The organism is Verrucomicrobium sp. BvORR106, from assembly GCF_000739655.1.
In the GTDB taxonomy this organism is placed as follows: domain Bacteria; phylum Verrucomicrobiota; class Verrucomicrobiia; order Verrucomicrobiales; family Verrucomicrobiaceae; genus Verrucomicrobium.
The window spans coordinates 1-14,891 of record NZ_BATR01000083.1 but is presented as its reverse complement, the minus strand read 5'-3'; the positions used below and the strand labels follow the sequence as shown (position 1 = coordinate 14,891).

General features: G+C 58.9%; 14 protein-coding genes. 1 reads left to right on the top strand and 13 read right to left on the bottom strand.

Translation table 11 applies throughout. From position 1 onward, the window contains the following. Positions 1-147 precede the first annotated feature (147 nt). The 13 genes from BV106_RS12600 to bamA form a co-directional block, all read right to left on the bottom strand. Positions 148-771, bottom strand: coding sequence for a metallophosphatase domain-containing protein (locus tag BV106_RS12600; RefSeq protein WP_038165129.1), 624 nt, complete (start codon positions 769-771; stop codon positions 148-150). Between the two features lie 424 nt (positions 772-1,195). Next, positions 1,196-1,525 carry a hypothetical protein gene (locus BV106_RS12595; protein WP_038165127.1) on the bottom strand — a complete coding sequence of 110 codons (330 nt, stop codon included), beginning with the start codon at positions 1,523-1,525 and terminating at the stop codon, positions 1,196-1,198. After that, complete coding sequence (locus tag BV106_RS12590) at positions 1,522-1,965, bottom strand: hypothetical protein (protein WP_038165125.1); 444 nt, start codon at positions 1,963-1,965, stop codon at positions 1,522-1,524. Before BV106_RS12590 ends, BV106_RS12595 begins: the two co-directional genes overlap by 4 nt. A 219-nt stretch (positions 1,966-2,184) precedes the next feature. Continuing rightward, the gene (locus BV106_RS12585) at positions 2,185-2,676 is read right to left on the bottom strand and encodes a hypothetical protein (protein ID WP_265595626.1); all 492 of its coding nucleotides are present in this window, start codon (positions 2,674-2,676) and stop codon (positions 2,185-2,187) included. Between the two features lie 50 nt (positions 2,677-2,726). Further along, on the bottom strand, positions 2,727-3,131 hold the full coding sequence (locus BV106_RS12580) for a hypothetical protein (protein ID WP_038165120.1): 405 nt from the start codon (positions 3,129-3,131) through the stop codon (positions 2,727-2,729). Positions 3,132-3,938: 807 nt separating this feature from the next. Further along, positions 3,939-4,136 carry a GNAT family N-acetyltransferase gene (locus BV106_RS38440; protein ID WP_265595631.1) on the bottom strand — a complete coding sequence of 66 codons (198 nt, stop codon included), beginning with the start codon at positions 4,134-4,136 and terminating at the stop codon, positions 3,939-3,941. Between the two features lie 197 nt (positions 4,137-4,333). Then, positions 4,334-4,810, bottom strand: a complete 477-nt coding sequence (locus BV106_RS12560) for a hypothetical protein (protein WP_038165111.1) — start codon at positions 4,808-4,810, stop codon at positions 4,334-4,336. A gap of 500 nt (positions 4,811-5,310) precedes the next feature. Next, the gene (locus BV106_RS12555) at positions 5,311-5,964 is read right to left on the bottom strand and encodes a hypothetical protein (protein ID WP_038165109.1); all 654 of its coding nucleotides are present in this window, start codon (positions 5,962-5,964) and stop codon (positions 5,311-5,313) included. A gap of 643 nt (positions 5,965-6,607) precedes the next feature. Continuing rightward, entirely contained in the window at positions 6,608-7,720 is a 1,113-nt protein-coding gene (hflC, locus tag BV106_RS12550) for a protease modulator HflC (protein ID WP_038165105.1), read from the bottom strand. Positions 7,721-7,771: 51 nt separating this feature from the next. After that, positions 7,772-8,818 (bottom strand): FtsH protease activity modulator HflK, encoded by a 1,047-nt coding sequence (gene hflK, locus BV106_RS12545; protein WP_038165103.1) that lies wholly within the window; start codon positions 8,816-8,818, stop codon positions 7,772-7,774. Between the two features lie 353 nt (positions 8,819-9,171). Beyond that, positions 9,172-10,227: a UDP-3-O-(3-hydroxymyristoyl)glucosamine N-acyltransferase gene (gene lpxD / locus BV106_RS12540; protein ID WP_038165100.1), complete on the bottom strand. Its 1,056-nt coding sequence runs from the start codon at positions 10,225-10,227 to the stop codon at positions 9,172-9,174. A gap of 126 nt (positions 10,228-10,353) precedes the next feature. Beyond that, complete coding sequence (locus BV106_RS12535; RefSeq protein ID WP_038165097.1) at positions 10,354-11,001, bottom strand: OmpH family outer membrane protein; 648 nt, start codon at positions 10,999-11,001, stop codon at positions 10,354-10,356. Positions 11,002-11,082: 81 nt separating this feature from the next. Then, complete coding sequence (bamA, locus tag BV106_RS12530) at positions 11,083-13,401, bottom strand: outer membrane protein assembly factor BamA (protein WP_038165094.1); 2,319 nt, start codon at positions 13,399-13,401, stop codon at positions 11,083-11,085. A gap of 248 nt (positions 13,402-13,649) precedes the next feature. Here bamA and ruvB point away from each other — a divergent pair, with 248 nt between their 5' ends. After that, the gene (gene ruvB / locus BV106_RS12525; RefSeq protein WP_038165091.1) at positions 13,650-14,684 is read left to right on the top strand and encodes a Holliday junction branch migration DNA helicase RuvB; all 1,035 of its coding nucleotides are present in this window, start codon (positions 13,650-13,652) and stop codon (positions 14,682-14,684) included. The last annotated feature ends 207 nt before the right edge of the window (positions 14,685-14,891 follow it).

The following is a 14,891-nucleotide window of genomic DNA, read 5'->3' as shown; positions in this document are numbered from 1 at the left end:
TTCCCCACCACCCTAGCAAGATGGAACAGAGGTGACAAGCAGCCATGTCCTGGGGACATTGGTTCGAATATGGAATTGTTCAGGCCACGCTCCGATTTGATTCACCTCTAACGCAATGTGCGAAGATTTCGCCTACACCATCCTCCCTCACACGACATCGATACTCACCGGCTTGTTCCTAACCTCACCGGCAGGACCACCTACCACGGCAGCATTCACAAAATGGATCCCGCCTTCCGTCAAAACGCCGCTGCTGGCGTGCACGTGGCCGAAAGCATGGACTTGAGGACGAATGCGATCCAACTCCCTCCGCAAGTGCGGACAGCCCAGATGGACATCTCCTGAACTGGCCACGTCCAATACACCAAATGGGGGCGTGTGCGTCACCAAGATGTCGATGCCTTCAGGGATCTGACTCCATCTCGTCATCAAGTCCTGCTCTTTAGCATAAAATGCAAATCCTGCGAGGTCGGGACACCAGGGTGATCCATAGACCTTCAGCCCTCTCACTTCAGTGCCTCCATCTTCAAGGTAGATGGCTTGAGAAAAGCGAAACTCCCGGTTTTGCAGCAGGGCATCGTGATTCCCACCGATACAAATGATCTGACCAGCGGGAATCTCAGCAAACCAGGCGTCAACGTCTTCGAACGTCTCCTGTTCTTGCTGTCCGATGTTGCAGAAGTCGCCGCAATGAATCAGCAAGTCGCACTCAGGGATGGTCAAATCCCTGTGCTTGCCGTGGGTGTCGGCGATGATGCAAAGGCGGGTCATTAGTTTTCAAACAGCATATTAGCGGACAGATGGGCGGCAGCGCCAGGCGTCTCCCTTTCAAAATTCGCCAGCCGATAGGTCCGTCTCATAGAGGCGATTGCCGGGACTGCACCATCCAGAGATGCAATCCATCGTATCCAGTATGGCATCATACAGCCTTTCATCCTTGTCGTTTTCATGAAGGGCACGAAACGAGTCGTACAAGCGACAAAGTTCGAGCTGACTCATCCCTTCATCACGAAAACAGCGCGCCAAGGCCAATACTGCTCGAGCAGGTTCAGCTTCGCGAAGGGCGCTTTCGAGCCGTGTCTGCGGTGAGTTCATCGGGGATCTATTGCTAGTCAGGAGATCGCTCCACGTAGTTGAGTCCAATCGCACCGGTTGGAGTCAGCCTGCCCAAACATTCGAATCCCAGCGCTGCTGGCTAGCCCTGGTTCTTCGTTGTTCCGGCCTGTTCCTCGATCACCGCTTTCACGCGCTCCCAATCCGTAACTTCGTCGTGAGCTGGCCACACCTTTAGCAAAACTCGATACCGCCCGATGTCGCGCAAGAATGCTCCACCCATGATGCCAATGACCAACCAACCCGCCTCTGGATAGGCCGATTCGACGACCAGATACCCCAGCCCCGCGACGACGGCCAATGCCAACCAAGATCGAAGGCTTGATCGCGCAAGAACCCAGAAAGTGGGTGGCTGAGTGTGCCAGCCCAAATAGACTTTCAGCGACCGCAATTGGAGTTTGGTGAGCGTCATGAGTGCGATGGTTGGGAACTACTTTCAACTATCGGAGCAAGTATAGAGGCGGCGAAGGTCGTGTAAACGCGATTGGGCGGCAGTACAAGCAACGCCCCTGAAGCGAAGTCGAACGAAACTGCCAACGGACGATGGGCAGCGCTGACGGCCTCTAGTGCTGCCGCCAAGGCTACGGATGGACCGGCCGCCTTCCGAGGAACGATGGTGATCCAAGGGATCTGATCCACATAGCGGTAGCCGCTGAAGGCTGCATCGGCATCCAGACTGCTTTCGGTGAAGGTGGCATGTTTACGAAGTGTGGCAGCCAGGTGATCAAAAAGCTTGTCGTACTCTTCATCAGGAATGATGCCGTTCGCTTCATCTCCGTGCTGGTCACAAAAAGCTGAGGCGAGTTTCTCAATTTCTTCTTCGGAGGTATGGTGGAACTCGATGGGTTGCATCAATACGAAAGGTTGGCGGTGGGAATCTTGAATCTGCGGGATCTCAGGGAGATTGATTGCGCGTCGTTAATGACTTCAAAGTATAAAGCGTCCATTCAATTTGCACCTTGGTAGCGCAACCAGCAATGAGAGACTGGGGCTGCTCGACTGACGAACTAAAGTTCTGCACTACTTTGCCGGAGCCGATGCTGAGCAATAGATCCCACGGAAAAGGCCCCCTTACTTGGAGATCCGCTCAAAAGTGACCCCCTTGGCCCAGGGCTGAATGAACTCCACGTTTGCCGCAGTTCCATCTTCATTCAGGTACACCGAAACTTTCATACCCAAGTACCCATAGTTCCAAAAAAGCGACGCGCCCTGCACCCCTGGACGTGGATGGGCCTCCTCAAGGCGGGAGAGAAACACCCATAGTTCATGTTGCCGCAGTGATGGGAAGCTGGACGGACAGTCAGATCTCCCGAGGGTCACAGTTCCCCCTTGAGGGTGCCGCTTGAGTTGCGTCATGACCCACGCCCGCAGTTCATCTGGATTGACCCGCCGTCTAAATTCTTCCTCAAAGGCATCCAGCTCTTTTGAGGATTGACGGACTTGCCACCCAATATAGGCAAACGGGCTGGCCCACACCAGCAACAATACCAAAAGCCATAGGAACATCGCCCCTCGCCCCCCGGCTTTTCCTTCTGCTTCTTCCAGATTCAGTGAGGTTTCCATCTGAGGAACCATATCAGGATGCGATTGAAGTCATCACGATCTCATAATTTTCAGTCGTATCGGATAACAGCACTACCATAACCGCCCTTGGCATCGAAGCCAGCCCAAATGCTGCCCCAGGCATGTTCGCCCGTCGGGAACCCATGCTCGGCCAGCCATGCCTCCGTTCGCGCCGCTCTGAGATGTTCCGTTTCCTCAGAGAAGTCGTCCCAGCTTGTTCCCAGATCCTCATCCCGGACGGACAGTGAAACGATTTTCAATGTGCCATTGAAGAAGCAGAGCCCAACATTCAACCGGCCTGGATTGGTTGCCTCGTCTTTCAGGTAGTACCAAACATACCCGGTCTTCATGTCATGCCGTTCCACGCCGTTCAGCAGCGCGGCTTCGAACTCACCCAACTTGCGATGAATGCGCAAGCCACGGGGGTGCTCCATGGAGAATTCGCGAGTTTTCATTCGAGAGGGGACAGCGGGATACGCAATGCGCCATTCGGGCCAACGTTATCTCTCAATCGTCAGTTCAAGTCAAAATGGTCCCCGCAAGCGCATAAAAGTCAACGAGGGCACCTAGCGAGGGCCGTCAATCCATCCCTTCGATGCGGAGACCATGGTCTCGCTGTCCGGCCCATTGAAGCATGGACACACGCCGATAGCCACCTCTTCACCGAGCAAGCACTTCAAGTCACCTACGAGTTCAGCATGGGAATCCCCCGTCCAACCCGTATCGGCATTCGCATTGGAGGATGGACATCTCAAACGTGTAATCAAGTACTCGACTCCCCCGGGAATCTCAGCGAGAGCACGGTCAATAAGCGACGGTGTGCAGAGTCCTCGTAGGGGAAGTTGCGGTTGCTGGAAGACGACCGTGTCGGTCCCGACGGGGAGCGTCTCCACCAAGTCACGGAACTCTGTCTCAGACCGACAGAACAAATAGTCCCTCTGCCCACTTGATCGAAGATACCTGAGAACCACAAACACCTCGCCACTCGTGCTGACCCATTCGCAAACTCTGGCGATGAACGCTGATGAAATCTCCCGAGATGGGTCAAAGCGATCTCCAGTTGTCGTCATGATTGCCAGATGTTCAGAGTTTCATACCCCCCAGGAGACTCGAAAGCACCATGGTAAAGGCAAAGAAAGCCCCGCGCCCAAAGGGCACCACGAGTCAACAGCCATGGAAAAAGGTTGGTATCGCGGTCCCCAAACGTCAAGAGCCATGCTTCAAGGCCTGGGGTTGCGATTTCAGAAGCATCAACAAACGTTTCACTTCAACCGGACCGCCATGGACGTCGCATAGTGCTGGAAGCCGAGGGCTTCGGCAAGACGAATGGAACCCACGTTGGACTCCAGGGTGCGATACTGCGGAAGCAGGCCACTGAGTATGGCGCGCTGGGCGAGATGCGCCACCGCACTGCGGCCGAGGCCCTGCCCTCTGAAGTCCGGATGAGTGATGACCGAGATATGGGCAATGGTGCCACCCCATTCCGGTACAAAGCGAAGGCACCCCAGTAGTCTGCCAGCTCATCACTGTGGATCTGGATACTCAGCGGAGCAGCAAACAGGCTGTGCGTTGAGCACCCCAGATGAGAGGCCCAATAGGCATCGGCGATGGTGACGATGGGTTGGCTCAACATGGCTTCTGGAATCTGCCTAGCCCATCAGGAAGCCGCCCTCTCATCGAGACTGGTCCAGATCTGCTTGGCCAGATTGATGTCGTCCTTGTCGTCGAAGTAGATCGCCATCATGATGTGACCACTCTGCCCAAACGCAAAGCTATAGAGAGCCCAGCGCTCCGGGGCATCCTCTTCTGTCTCGTGAAGCAGGTAAGCGTACCGGATGGGATTCGAGTCCGGGGTGAGAAAAGTCTCCACTGCCGCCGCCTCCGGAGCATCCCGCCTGATCCACTCTAAAGTCGACACGGGCGTTTCCCCAGCCTTCATGGTGTACACGGTGGTCCAGCAAGTGATGCCCTTGCGCCAGAGAACCAAGTCCGTTCCGAACTCCCCCTCCTCAAATCGCAAGGCAAACTCGCCGGGCAGAGTGACCCACCACTCCTTCGTCAATTGATAGACATCCCTGACTCGTGGAAACTGCGGCGGCAACTTGAAGTCGTCACCACCCGCCTCCGGGTTCATGGGTGATGAAGCATCACGATTGAGAAGGCGCGATAGAAGTCGGCGGAACATCTGGAAGGTTGTTGGCAGATGAAAACGCTGGAGCCGGAGGCGGTATTGCGCGAGGACGTGGGAAGATTGTGGCAACAGTGGAGAAAAAACTGCTGGCTTCACTGAGCCGAGTCCAGCATCTCGTCAACCTCAGCTCATCGCCGTCTGCTCAGAAACAAGATGCACGAAACGGCAGTGGCCATGAGACAGGGAATACCTGCGACGGCAACGAACCAGCTGAATCCGATGCCGAGCCAGTAAAGCCAGTGAACACCCGTATCGTCGTGGAATTCTCCCTGCGGGTTATGCTCCCAGGCGACATACATCATGAGTGCACCCAGGCAAAGGCCCAACAGGCAGAAGCCTCCAGCAACCAGCCACGCTATCAGCTCCCACGATGAAGCTGGAGACGAGGAGGAGGGCTGAGGTGGTCGAGATTGCCGGGGCATTCAGAAAATAGCGTACCAAACCTACATAATGTCCCCCGTCCGGGCGTGGGTGGCGTAGGCTCGCAATCGAGGATCGGCAATCTCCGTTTGCAGGAACTCGTCCATCGCTGCGGCGACCCGTTCAGGGTACTGGAAATAGAACTCACCGTATCCGTGGATGGCGGCTTCCTGACATGCCGGATGGTCAATCTGTAGCGTCTCAGCCAAGACAGAAAAACAAGCGTTGGCCAACGCCTCCTCATCTGGATTCCCTACAAGATTGGAGAGTGTCGCCACATCCCAAAACATGTAACAAATGGGATTGAGATCAGAGGAAGGCTTGTCGTCCGAAACAATCAACGTGTGGCTACAACGGCTGGCGAAACAACCTCGATACAAGCTGCTGATCGAATCGATCGCGGACAGCCTCAGCTCGAGCGGAACCTCGTTGCTCCGCAGCGCATTCAGATGCTCAGAGTAGGCGAGTGACGCCAGGAACCAAAAGCCCTGATTGATCTGTGCGTTTGAAAAAGGCGCCAGATCCCGCGCGGCGTTGCGGAAGGTGAGTTCAATCAACTGAACCTCCTCCGTCTCGTTGGCTTCAAACGAAGGGGCATTGCAATCAAGATGCCATTCCGGTTGGGTGACCGGATGGTCAAAGACATAACGGATCCACTCTTGATAGCGGGGGTGCATGGTCGTCGGGCGGGCTCAGAGAGGATCTGCGCTTTTGCACTTGGGTCAACGCTGGAGTGAGATGGGTGACAGCTTCCTCTGAGCGCAGGAGAGGTCGAAGCAGGAACGACGGGAGCGGCGGACAAAACCGGCGGGACGCCGGTAGCACGCACAGCCGGGACGGCTGTGTCACTTCATAGATCTCCTGGTCACTGAGCCGTCGCGCCTGAAGGCGAATGCCATCAGGGAAAATGCGGCGAGGCCGATGATCTCCTTTTTGCGAACGAGCTGAGGGCTGAAAGCCCGGAGTGATACCCAGCCTTGGGCAACGCCCAAGGTTGGCGTTTGTTTTAGATGTTGAGGGCTGAAGGCCCGACGTCATTCCGGGATGCTCGTCGTGGGCAGGCTTGATGAGGTCGGGCCTTCAGCCCTCAAGGGTTGTTTGGTCATCGATTCCTTGGGCGTTGCCCAAGGCTGGTATCACGCCGGACCTTCGGCCCTTCTGAAGTGGCATTCCTACAATCGGTATAGTGAATGCGCCGTCGCGGCTCCGGGGCTCACCAAGGCAAACCGTCGAGGGTTACATGAAATACACAACAGGCTTCCGGTCCGTTCCTCCACTGCCCCCAGTGGTTCAAAGACCACCAGGAGCTGTTTCACCGAATCACTGCGCCACCGGCACAGGCGCTGACGTAGGCGCAGGGGTCGACACCGGGGCAGGTGCAGGCACCACGACAGGTGCAGGCGTCGCTTTGGCCTGCGCTGGCTTCACCGCGGGTGTTGCCGTCGCTTCCGTCTTCCCTTCCGGGTTCATGGACTTCAGGTATTTGAAGAAGTCACTGTCGGTGGTGAGGATGAGGGTGCTGTCGCGGCCGAGGGTAGTTTTGTAGGTCTCCAGCGTTTTGACGAACTGGTAGAGCTGCGCGGCGGAGGTGCTGGTGTTGTAGGCCTGGGCGTAGATCTCGGTGGCTTTGGCATCGGCCTCACCCTGAATTTCCTGAACCTTGCGGTAGGCGCTGGATTCGATCTCGCGGAGGTCCTTCTCCTTGCGCCCAATGATCTTGGCGGCCTCGCCCTCGCCTTCGGAGCGGAAACGTTCGGCGATCTGCATGCGCTCAGAGGTCATGCGGTCATAGATCTTGTCGCTCACTGCCGGGTTGTAGTTGATGCGCTTGAACTGCACCTCCAGGATCTCAATGCCCCAGGCCTTGGCGCTCTCCGCGGCGGCAGCCAGGACTTCCTTCTCCAGGACCGAGCGACCGTACTGGATCGCGGGGAGCTGCGTCACCACGGCGATGCCCTGCACGGAGAGTTTCTCCACCTCGACCTTGCGCGTCTTGTCGCTGCGAACCACCTCTACGAGGTCGTGCTTGGCCACGACACCGCGCGTGGCGCTGCCGACGATATCGGTGATGCGGGAAAGCGCGCTGCGCTCGTCACGAAGGCTCTGGTAGTAGCGGAGGGGATCGGCGATGCGCCAGCGGGCAAAGGCATTCACCACGACGGTGAGCTTCTCACGGGTGGACATGGAGTCGGAAGGACCATCCCATTCAAGGATGCGCTTCTCGAAACGGTGCACCTGCTGAATGAAGGGCGCCTTGAAGTGAAGGCCAGCCTCATTCTTCTCGAGCCGGTTGTTGACGGCACCGCCGACGGGCTCGCCGAACTGGGTGATGATGATTTGCTCCGTCTCACCCACGCTGTAGGCGCTGATGGAGAAGAGAAAGAGGAGCAGCACGGCACCTGCCAGGGACAGGATGTAGATGGAAGCTTTCATGAGAAAAAGATCGGGGACAAAACGGATGAAAATCTGCCGGAGGTTTCAGGATCAACGCGCCGGCTGAGTGGCCGGACGCTGAGGGGCGGTCTGCTGATAAGGCACCTGCACCTGAGGTTGCGGCTGCTGGAGATGCATGAGGGGCAGGAACTGTTTGGCCGCGTCATCCAGGATGATCTTGCCTCCCAACTTTGGAATGACCTCGGCCATGGTTTCGAGGTAGATGCGCTGGCGGGTCACTTCAGGGGCCTTTTCATATTGGGTCAGCAGGGCCTTGAATCGGGCCACATCACCCTCGGCCTCGTTCACGCGTTTCACGGCATAACCTTCGGCCTCGCTGACCTTCTGCTCTGCTTCACCCCGGGCCCGGGGCACCACCTTGTTGTACTCGCCGTTGGCCTGGTTGATGAGCTGCTCCCGCTCCTGCTGGGCACGGCTCACTTCGTCAAACGAGCGCTGTACCGGGCGCGGGGGGCGCACGTTGGTCAGCTGCACCTGCTCCACGCGCAGCCCCATGCCCAGGCGGTCCACCACGGTCACCAGTTGCTTGCGCACCTCCGTCTGGATATCCTCACGACCGAAGGTGAGCACCTCATCCACGGTGCGATCGCCCACCACCTCGCGCATCACGCTTTCCGCCACGTCACGAAGGGTGGCCTCAGGGGTGCGCAGATGGAAGAGATAAGCCCGCGCATCCGTCACGCCGTACTGCACCACCCACTCCACCTCGGCGGCGTTCAGGTCGCCCGTAACCATGTTCTTCTCTGCGTCAGACTCGCGGGAGCTCTGGTACTCGTTCGTGGTGTAGCCCGTTGAAAAGCCGAACTCCATCTTGAGCTGGCGCTGGACGGGTACCTCCGTGACGCGATCCACGCCGAAGGGAATACGGAAGCGCAATCCCGGCCCGGAAGTCTCCAGATAGCGGCCGAACCGCTGCACCACCCCCACGGACTCCGCAGGCACGGTGTAAAAGCTGGTGAGCAGGCCGATGCCCACAAACAGGCCCACCGCGCCCAACCCAATGGTGCGGAAGTTGACCTTCATCTGGGGGAACTGCGGGAATTGCGGCAGCTGAGGAGGTTGGTTAGATCGGGTCATAGGGGGAGTTTAATGCAGGAAACGGTAAAAAGTAAGGGCGGAGAGGTAAGCGGCGAGACAATCCATTTTCTCACCCAAAGGCGCAAAGCCCCATCCCCTGTGCAGGAGGTGCCACATCCCTGACTAGGGACGGTCGCGCGTGGCGGTACAGCACACGCGGCCCCTTTACCACCGGGGAGGCTGAGCTGCGGCAGAATGTCGCGGCAGCAGACATTGAGGGCGAAGGGGCGATCCCCCTACCCAAGCACCGCACGGCTCCTGATTGGCACCTATGCAAACAAGAACCGCCGCTCCAGGACGGCGCGGCGGTGTGCTGAGCTCTCGCAGAGAGCTCTGACCGTGTGTTTGGCAGCTTAGGCCTGCTGCGGGCCCAGCTTGCCCTCTAGCTCCTGCACGCGCTTCTCCATGGCCTTCAGCCGGTCAAGGATGTTTGGTACGCGTCCAGGATAGGCCATGGCGCGGCGACCTTCCATGAGCGGTCTGGCGGGGAATCCCATGTAAGACCCCGGTTCCGGCAGGTCCTTGGTGACGCCCCCTCTGCCCATCACCGTGACCTTGTCGCCAATCGTGAGGTGACCGGCAACCCCGGACTGTCCGGCCATGATGACGTAGTTGCCCAGACGGCTGCTCCCGGAAATGCCGACCTGGGAGACGATGAGGCAGTGCTTCCCCACAGAGGCGTTGTGCGCGATCTGGACGAGGTTGTCAATCTTGCTCCCCTCCCCGATCCGCGTGCGGCCGAAGCGCGCCCGGTCAACGACGGTGCAGGAACCGATCTCCACATCGTCATCCACCTGCACGATGCCAATCTGGTCGATCTTGACGTGGCGACCACCGCTAAACTCGTACCCAAAGCCATCGGTGCCGATCATGGCACCGCTGTGGATGATGACGCGGTTTCCGAGGATGCTGCGATCCTTCACGACCGCATGGGCGTGCAGCAGGCATCCCTCCCCCAACCGGGCTCCCTGACCAACAAAGGATCCAGCGTGGATCGCGGTGCCATCGCCAATTTCCACGTCCTCTTCAATTACCACGTGGGGACCAATGTACACCCGCTCGCGATTGAGCTTCGCGGTCTCGCCGATCACCGCCGTGGGGTGGACTCCCGGCTGGAACTCGCGCTTGGGCGGGCTGAACTTCTGAATGACGAGGGAGAACTGCAGGGTGGGATTGGACACGCGAATGACCGCCATCGACTTCGGAACATCTTGAAAATCCTCCCCCGTGAGCACGACACTGGCCCGGGATTTTTTCAGCGCCGGCGCGTACCGGGGATTGCCCAAAAACGTGATGTCACCCGGCTCTGCCTCCTGAATGGAGCTGAACCCCGTGACAAGCAGCTCAGGATCCCCCTGGGTGATGTTGCCTTCGAGCAGCGCGGCGAGTTCCTTGAGCAAGATGTTCATGAGGAGAGATGGCAAACGGTTAGAGGAAACGACGAGCTGAAAAGAAAAACCCTGCTTTGAACTTGGGTCCAAAGCAGGGCTGAAGTCGAATGAACCGGAGAAAAATTCCTGCCTGGAGAGGCGGAATTACTTTTTCTTGGTGCTGGACTTGGTAGGAGCCGGAGTGGGCTTCTCTTCAGCAGCAGGAGCCGGGGCAGCGCCGCCCGCAGGGGCGTCCTTGTTGAGCTCGACGATCACCTCAGCGGTGAAGTCCTGCGTGGTGCCTTCTTTGGCGTGGATGAGGAAAGGCAGGCCCATGGCGCCCATGCCGCTCTTGTCGAACACGAGGTCATACTGGTCAGCCTTGGCCTTGTCATTCACCACCTTGAGGATCTCTTCATAGAGACCCTTGCGCTGCTGCATGCCTTCGGTCTGAAGCTGCTGCTCGCGGAGCTGGCGGAACTCATTGATGTCGCGCTCGAGGGAGCGGATTTCCTGGGCCTTGCTTTCGAACTCAGCCCGCTTCTTGGCGCGGATGGACTCGCTGAGGACGGGGTCCTGGGCTTCCTTTTTGATCTTCTCGATGTCGTCGGCAAGCTTCTTCAGCGTGGCGAAGCGGTCAGCCAGCTGCTCTTTGGCCTTGTCGGCATTTTCCTTGAGCTGGGACTGGGCGCCCTTGGTCTTGTAATACTCAGCGAAAGCCTTGCTGAGGTCTACCACACCGATTTTGATTTCGGCGGCAGGAGCCAGGGCGGCGAGAGAACAGATGACGGCGATGATACGGAGGTATTTCATGTTACGAGCTAGCAAAGGTGTTGGCAGGAGAGCAAAAGGGGCCGCCTTGTCAGCGGCCCCTTCATCAGTGATAAGTGTTTCTTAGAAGCGGTAGCCGAGGTTGAAGTTGAACTTGCCGCCGGAGTCGTTCTCTTCGTCAGCCTGCATAGGCACACCGAAGTCAAGACGGATGGGACCGGTAGGCAGGAAGAAGAGGCGGAGGCCGACACCCACGTCGGAGTTCACATCGCCACCCCAGTCGTAGCTGTCGCCGCTGACGACACCCACGTCATAGAAGACCGCACCGCGGACCTTCTCGATGATGGGGAAGCTGAGTTCGAAGGTCGCGTAGGCGGAAGTCTTGCCACCCAGGGGCTCGCCGTTCTCATCCTTGGGACCCACATCGCGGTAGTCGAAGCCGCGCAGGTTGTTGGCACCACCGAGGAACAGACGCTCAAAGATCGGCACGCCACCGTCGCCACCGCCAAGGGTGTCAACCGTGCGCACTGCACCTTCCACGCTGAAGATCATGTCCATGGGAAGGCTGACGTACTGGGCAGCTTCCAGGCTGAGGCCGTACACGCCGACATCACCACCAAGGAAGTCACCGGAGACCAGGGCTCCGCCGCTCACTTTGTGACCCTTGCGGGTGATGTACACGGAGTCACGAGTGTCGTGCACCAGGGTGAAGTCGAGCTTGCTCTGAAGGTACTCGCCCTCTTCGTCCTTGATCGCCTGGGAAGCATCTTCGTCGATGTTATCGATCGTGACGTTCTGGATCGTGTAGGACACTTCAGCGTAGGCGTGCTCACCCAGCGGCTTGCGCAGGTTGATCGCAGCACCGTAGTTCTGCTGGTCATACTCGTCGCTGAGGTAGTACAGGTCGCGGTAGAAGAGCTCCCCACCGAGTGACAGACGCTGGCCGAGGAACCAGGGCTCCACCACGCTCAAGCTGAAGTCACGGCGCTTGTCACCGTAACGGACGTCCAGGTTGAAGCGCTGGCCACCGCCCGTGAAGTTGGGCCAGTTGGTGATGTCAAAGTTGGTCTGGGTCAGGGAGAAGAAGCCCACCAGGCTGTCGATGGAGCTGAAGCCAGCACCGACGTTGATGGAACCCGTGGACTGCTCCGTCACGCTGACGTCGATGTCCTTGTAGCCGGGAGTGCCGGTCGGGTTGTTGCGGAAGTCCACCTGGCTGAAGTAGCCCATGTTGGACAGACGGCTCCGGCTCTTCTCGATGCGGACGGTGTTGAACTCCTCACCAGGGGCGAAGGCAAGCTCACGACGGATGACGTTGTCCTTCGTCTTGGTGTTGCCTTCGATGTTGATCTTGTTGATGTAGGACTTCTCCCCTTCCGCGATGCGGTACAGGATCTTCACCGAGGAAGGACCGGCAGGCACCACGCTGGTGTCGATGCGGGCGTCAGCGTAACCACGGGATCCGTAGTACTCGCCGAGCATCTTCTCGTCGTTGGAGATGTCCGTGGCGGAGTAGGCTGCACCACTCTCGATCGTGAGGGCGGGGGTCAGCTCGTCATGGGTGAAGACGGTGTTGCCTTCGATCGCCACTTCGGAAACGTTGTACTGCTTGCCTTCGTCCAGGACGAAGACGAGGTCCACGCGGTCATCCTTGACGGGCTCGCGGCGCACCTGCACCACCTTGGCATAAACGTAGCCTTCGTCCTGCACGGCGCGCTCGACGATGCGGATGTCTTCCTGCAGGCCGTCGTTGTTGAGCTTGCCGCTCTTGCCCCAGAGGTGCCAGGGACGCTTTTCCTTCAGCGTCAGCTTGGAGCGCAGCGTGCTCTCCTTCACCGCGGTCAGACCTTCAAAACGGATGTCATTGATGAGGCCGCGCTGGCCTTCAGCAATGGTGTACACCACGCGCACAAAGCCTGCGGTGGGCAGCGACTCGATCTTGTACTCCACGCCCACATCAGCGAAGCCCTTTTTGGCGTAGCTCTCACGGATCTTCGTGACCCCGGCGAAGAGCTTGGCTTCGTCCACGGGTTCGTTGACCTTCACTTCCACGGACTTGCGCAGCTTCTCGCTGTCGATCTCGGAGTTGCCCACGAAGGACACCTCGCCGATCGCACCGCGGCCGGTCACTTTGACAACCACCTTCACCCCGCCGCCGACGTCTACCGTGGAGATATCCACGCTCTCAACCAGACCCGTCGTGTAGAGGTTTTTGATGTCGCGATCCACAGCTTCCTCTTCGAAGGTGGTCCCTTCGCGGGTGGCCATGTTGGCGATGATACGGTTGGAATCAATTTTGGCGCCTCCCACCGAGATGATCTGCACCTCCTTGACCAGCTTCTTAGGACCAGCCCCCGGAACTTGCGCGTACGCCGGAATCGCGGAGAGAGCACCCGCCAAAACTGCGGTGTGCGTGCATCGAATCAACTTGTTGAGTGTCATACCAGACGGGAGGTTGCCTTGAGGATGTTGAGAGAGACTCGCATATCGCTTAGAAGAGCCCGCATCGTCAAGCCGGAAATGCAGGAATCAGAAGGCTCCTTTAAACTATTGATGGTGGAAAATGCGAGGGTTGTCGGTTAAGTCTTCGTCACGCAGAACCAGCCCTTCGACTAGCCCGGTTTTGCCCTATTCCTGTACCTGACAGCACGTCCCGTGCCCGAGCCCCGTCCCATCACCTCGCCCGCCGCTTGAGCCAGACCTTCTACGACCAGACGACCACGGCCCCGGAAACCCCGTACGACGTGGCCCTGCGTCCGCCGGACTTTTCCGAGTTCACCGGGCAGGAACGGGTGAAAGAGCGACTGGTGCTGATGGTGGAAGCGGCACGGCAACGCGGGGACACTCTGGACCACGTGCTGCTCTGCGGCCCACCCGGGCTGGGCAAGACCACACTGGCCCACATCGTGGCCACGGCGGTGGGCTCCAAGCTCCACTCCACGAGCGGCCCGCAGATCGAGCGCGCCGGGGACCTCGCCGGCATCCTGACGAATCTCCAGGAGCGGGACATCCTCTTCATCGACGAGATCCACCGTCTGCACCCCAGCATCGAGGAGTACCTCTACCCGGCCATGGAGGACTTCCGGCTGGATATCATCATCGACCAGGGGCCGAAGGCGCGCACCATCCGGATCGACCTCCCCCCTTTCACTCTGGTGGGAGCCACCACCCGGGCCGGCATGCTCACCGCGCCCATGCGCGGCCGCTTTGGCATCCCCAACCGGCTGGACTACTACACGGTGGACGAGCTTCAAAAGATCCTGCTGCGCTCCGCCAGCCTCATCCAAGTGGACATGGGGCCCGAAGGGGCCCGCGAGGTGGCCAAGCGCTCCCGCGGCACTCCGCGTGTGGCCAACCACCTCCTCCGCTGGGTGCGGGACTACGCCCAAGTCCGTGCCTCCAACCAGGCCGTGAACGGCCCCGTGGCCGCAGCCGCCCTCTCCATGCTGGACATCGATGAGGACGGGCTGGATGAGATGGACAAGCGCATCCTCGATGCCCTCATCAACAAGTTTGCCGGCGGCCCCGTGGGGTTGAACTCCATCGCCGTGGCCGTGCACGAAGACGCCAGCACTCTGGAAGACGTGCACGAGCCCTATCTGGTCATGCAGGGCTACGTGAAACGCACCCCGCGCGGCCGCGTGGCCATGCCCAGCGCGTACAAGAAGCTCGGGCTGCCCGTGCCGCTGTCTGCCACTCGGGACACGCAAGGAGATCTCTTTTAGTAACTCGGTAATTCAGTAGTTCGGTAAACCAGTGGGTGGTGGGAGATCGCTCCTCCGCTCCGCACCGGGGTGGGAGCACCGATTTCAGTCGGCTCAGGGCGCGATTGAGGAGCTTCGGCCGACTAAAGTCCAATGCCATCAGGGAAAAAGTGGCGTGGCCGATGACCTCCTTTTTGGGAAGGATCTGAGGGCTGAAAGCCCGGAGTC